The sequence below is a fragment of the uncultured Legionella sp. genome (assembly GCF_937871865.1).
Classification (GTDB): domain Bacteria; phylum Pseudomonadota; class Gammaproteobacteria; order Legionellales; family Legionellaceae; genus Legionella.
The window spans coordinates 1-4,523 of sequence record NZ_CALMPD010000001.1 but is presented as its reverse complement, the minus strand read 5'-3'; the positions used below and the strand labels follow the sequence as shown (position 1 = coordinate 4,523).

The window sequence follows — 4,523 nt, the reverse complement described above, 5'->3', positions numbered from 1 at the left end:
TCGCTCTTTACCTTCCAATGCCTTGAAATAGCTCTCCAAATCACGACCTGAACGTTCTTTAACAATATCAAATACCTTATGCTTACCTAAATCACATAACGTAGTAAGGTACCCTTGCCTCTTGGTAAACGAATGCTCATCAATACCTAATACACGGGGACATAAGGGTGTTGTAATTCGTTTTTCTTGCCGTTCATAACCGTAATGATACCAACTCTCTATCGTCGATTTACCCGTATGAAAATGACGACTCAACTCCTTTTGGCTCACGCCTTGTGTGTGATGATGAAATACCTCTTTACGCAAGCTCTCTGTAGCACGCTGGTATTTACCTATGCCAGGTAAACGCTGATTAAAATAACGCGTACACTCATAACATTGAAATTTATAAGCCTTAATACATAAATAAGTGTAACGAAGTCCTATCGACTCATGACGTATCTTACGCTCAAAGCTGTCTTTCTTCCTTAAGCGTTTATTGTCGCAATAAATACATCGAATAATCCGGTTATAATTTACATGAATATAAACCGGGTTGTTTCCTGTCCCTTGACTATTGAATAGCCAGGTAAATTTAAGATAATATCTTTCTTCGGCACTTTAATCCTCTTTTGATTGGGGAATCAATGAGTTAGATTACTATAATCTGATTAAAGTGCCCCTATATTTGGGGTAGAGCCATTTTTTCTGACTCGATAATAGGAAGAACATTATCAAAAACATAACGAACAACGTTATCTTTCCCAATATAGGCAAGGGATGAACTGTCTTCATTGACAATTGGTTTAAATATTTTAGTACACGTTGGCTCAAGAATAACTTCTGTCCCTCCCGGCCTTGGAGAATAACTTAAAGAAAATAGTTCACTTCCAACATTCCAGCGATGCAGCAAATGAAAAGCTTTAATATCCGCATGAGGATTATTGTTCTTCCCTGTATAATAGCAAGGTAAATAATCCTTTAGCTCCTCAGCAAAAATAGTGCGTAGTCCCTGACTAGCGCTTGGCTCATCTTGTTCCATCGCCTCTGCTGCTGTAACAACTCTCTGGGCAACGGATGGATCGCCAAGCATCCTAGCTATTGCATCAACAATATTATATCCATAGAGCGTGCAATTTGAGTCTTCAACATGCACTTGAAGTTGATGGGACGCATCAATAAATGGAATGTTACACGTTCTGAGATCGTTTGGCTCAATAACTTGCCCATTTGATAAAGCTTGAGTATGTTTCAAATTAAAACGGTAAAAAATATATTCGAAGTACTCTTCCTTTTGCCATGAATTTATAAATACTGTAGCCATTACTCGTCTGGACTCGGGATTTATGATATGCACCAAGCAAGTTGCATGACCATCTTTCCAATTAGGTGTTAAAACAAATTGGTATACCGGCTTTTTTTGCGTTTTGAGAATTCTATCCAGATGCTCTCTTATTTGATAAATATCCATATTCGAGGTGATCGATAAATTTCCTTTACTATACTGTGTTTGTAATGGTTTATAAAAATTGGGGCATTTGGACGCACCAACTAAGTAAAATTTATTGTTATCTGACTGCTCACGAAATGTAAAGAGCTCTGTCATTAACTTATAAATTTGCAATTCAATTGGAGTTAAACAGCTATTAGCTGGCTTGTTATTTAAAAAATGAACTGTATCTGCTTTTCTGGAAAGGTACTGATGAATCTCAGGATGAGTAAAAAACTCATTTATAAGTGCCTGTTCATCTGGCTTCTTGCTTGATAATAACTCACTAATCTATTTATTATGTGTCCGTTCAAACTTCTCGACTGTTGACACAAACTGCTGCGCTGCTTTTGAGGAGTTCACTATAAACTTAGACATATTTAACTGCCATAGAAAATTATTGTGAACCAATTATATATTTTACAGACACTTTGATCAATTTAGTATCTTTCGTTGATTTATACAGAAAGAAATGCGGTATTTAATTTTCTAACTCATGATGTAATGCCGAGTTTTCAATTAACAAATGCTTTGCTTAGCCCCATCTTCTTCCTGGCCTCTAAACTATCCAGTAACCGGGGCTCAGTATGAATGAATTCGCCAACCAATTCATAATATCGACCTAATTCAAGTTTGTATAAATTGACACAAATAGGATAGCTTCTTAAGCACTGCACCAGGTGATTTTGAGTTTTGAGAAATTGGGGTTAAGAGTTCCCCGGTTGCTTGCAACCGGAGCTTGCTGCAAGTCTACAAGAAGAAAATATCATTAGCTCTCATTAGCCGAAATAGATATATCGCAATTACATTTTATTTTTGGCGATAAGATGAATGCTCATACAGCCGAAAGACAATTCACAAGCCTCTTATTAGATGTCAGATTATAAATACAATGAATAAATTAGGACGGCCAAATTACTGTTTTAAGAGCTCATTCATGAGCAAAGCAGCTTTGGTTACCGGAATCCACATGATGTCGAAATCCGATCTGAACAAGATTTCAAAAAATGCATAAAAGATCCTACTGCAAGCAACCAGACGTGCAATTAATGATGCAAGCCAGTGCACTTTACGAACAGAGAGTACCTTTTAATTGAGAGCCGTTCATCAAGCTCAAGATAAAACGTAGGTTGGAATAGAGCGTCGAATGAAGGTAGGGTGTTCAACTATGGATTAGGTGTAACCGAATTGTGAATAGGTTTTTGCTCTGCTCCTACATTCAATAACAAATGCAGAAGTCAGAGCATATGATCTAATTAATGCTTTTCAATTTTCGCATTCTTTAACAGATTATTTACGTATAGGTCATAATCCATCATGCCGTAGCTTGCTTCAATTTGCTGAATCAGGCTATCTTGCTGTTCTTTATCAAGAGAAGACAATTTACCTTCATTAATCTTCTTTAATCGAACCACAACATAATCACCGTTATCGAGAATAACTCCATCACGGCTTTCTGGTCTTAGTAAATTAAAAGCGGCATCATTAATTGTGGTTTCTGCCTTGTCACTATCGCGAGCAGACTCAACCACTGATTTCCATTCTAATTTATTAGCAGACATCAATTCTTTCTGTTTTTCATCTTCTAATGGATTTAACAAATTAGTTCCGACTTCTTTTGCTTTTGCATCGGCACGTTGTTTCAGTAGCTTTTTCTCAATCTGCTCATGAACTTGAGCAATGGGCAGTTGTTTTGAAGGTATGTGTTGATTCACTCTAATAACAGCTACTGAATCATTATCAAGCTGTATTGGATCACTGTTATTGCTTAGCTCTAGAACATCGTGACTAAATGCTGAATTGATAACCAGCTTATTTTGCGTGACAGGATTTTTTCCACCCAAACGAGAAAACGGCTCTGATGTTTCAACTTTTAATTTTAATGCATCTGAAACAGGAGCTAAAGTATCTGGTGTCTGGTAACTTAAATCTGTCAATTGCTCTAATGCTTGAGCATATTTAGCTTGGGCCATATCCGTAGATAATTGTTCTTTGATAGTGGATGCTACTTCAGCCAAAGACTTGGTTGTCACTGGTTTATAGGCAATCAGTTTATAAATCTCTAAACCATGCTTTGTTCTGACAGGGTTAGAGATCTGGCCTGGCGCAGTAAGATTTGAAAGTTCTTTGTCAGCCTCATTTTGCCCAGCAGTAATCCATGGCAGAACTCCTTTATCAGCTATGGATAATTTATCATCTGAATCAGTAGAAACCATTTGCTCAAACTGCTCAGGATTTTCTTGCAACTTGGTGTATGCAGCATCGGCCTTTTTCTGTACTTCATCAATTTCATCTTTTGAAGCATCAGCAGGTATTGCAAATAAAATATGTGCTACTTGCCATTGTGCAGGAGTTAAATAGTTACTTTTATTTTCATCGTAATAACGTTTGACATCATCATGTGAAATATTCAAATGTGACTTAATATCGTGCATTGATAAAATTATATAATCTATAGTAACCTGCTCAGGCGACATAAATTCTTTTTGATGGTCTATATAATAAGTATTGATGTCATCATCCGATATTTTAATTTCATCCATGAATCGGGATGAAGATACAACCAGATAATCATAGTTTCTCGTTTGCATGTACAATCTGACAAACCGCTTAATTTCATCAGGTAATGCAAAGGAGTTACCCATAAAAGCAAAACGTTGCTGATTTAGCAACATGCCTTGCCTCACTTCATTCTGAAACGACTCAGGAGTAAACAAAGCGCCACTTAAAGCTTGTTGATATCGCTCACTGGAAAAATGACCATCTTGTTGGAATTGGGGTATATTTAAAATAGCTGCATTAGCCTGCTCAGGAGTCACTTCAAAACCGTATTTACGCGCAGCTTGCACTGATACTTCATTGGTAATCATTTGATTCAGCACTTGATTCTGCAGATTCTTGTCTTCTGCTGCAGTCATTTGCGCTTTCTCTTGCTGAGCACGAGTACGCCTATAATTAGTTTCAAAAGCCTGTGCAGTTATAGGTTGTTCATTAACTGTAACTTTGGCATTCGACGTCTGATGTGACTGCATGTAATAGTCCACACCAAAAAGAG

2 protein-coding genes and 1 pseudogene are annotated in these 4,523 nt (G+C 37.1%); all 3 read right to left on the bottom strand.

Annotation, left to right across the window (positions count from 1 at the left end):
* A pseudogene (locus tag Q0495_RS00015) lies at nucleotides 1-599 on the bottom strand (helix-turn-helix domain-containing protein); the annotation flags it as partial.
* A 62-nt stretch (nucleotides 600-661) separates the two neighbouring features.
* Nucleotides 662-1,585 (bottom strand): hypothetical protein, encoded by a 924-nt coding sequence (locus Q0495_RS00010; protein WP_298621807.1) that lies wholly within the window; start codon nucleotides 1,583-1,585, stop codon nucleotides 662-664.
* 1,139 nt (nucleotides 1,586-2,724) lie between these two features.
* Nucleotides 2,725-4,523 (bottom strand): SurA N-terminal domain-containing protein (locus tag Q0495_RS00005; RefSeq protein ID WP_298621805.1); only part of this gene is annotated, 1,799 nt, incomplete at its 5' end.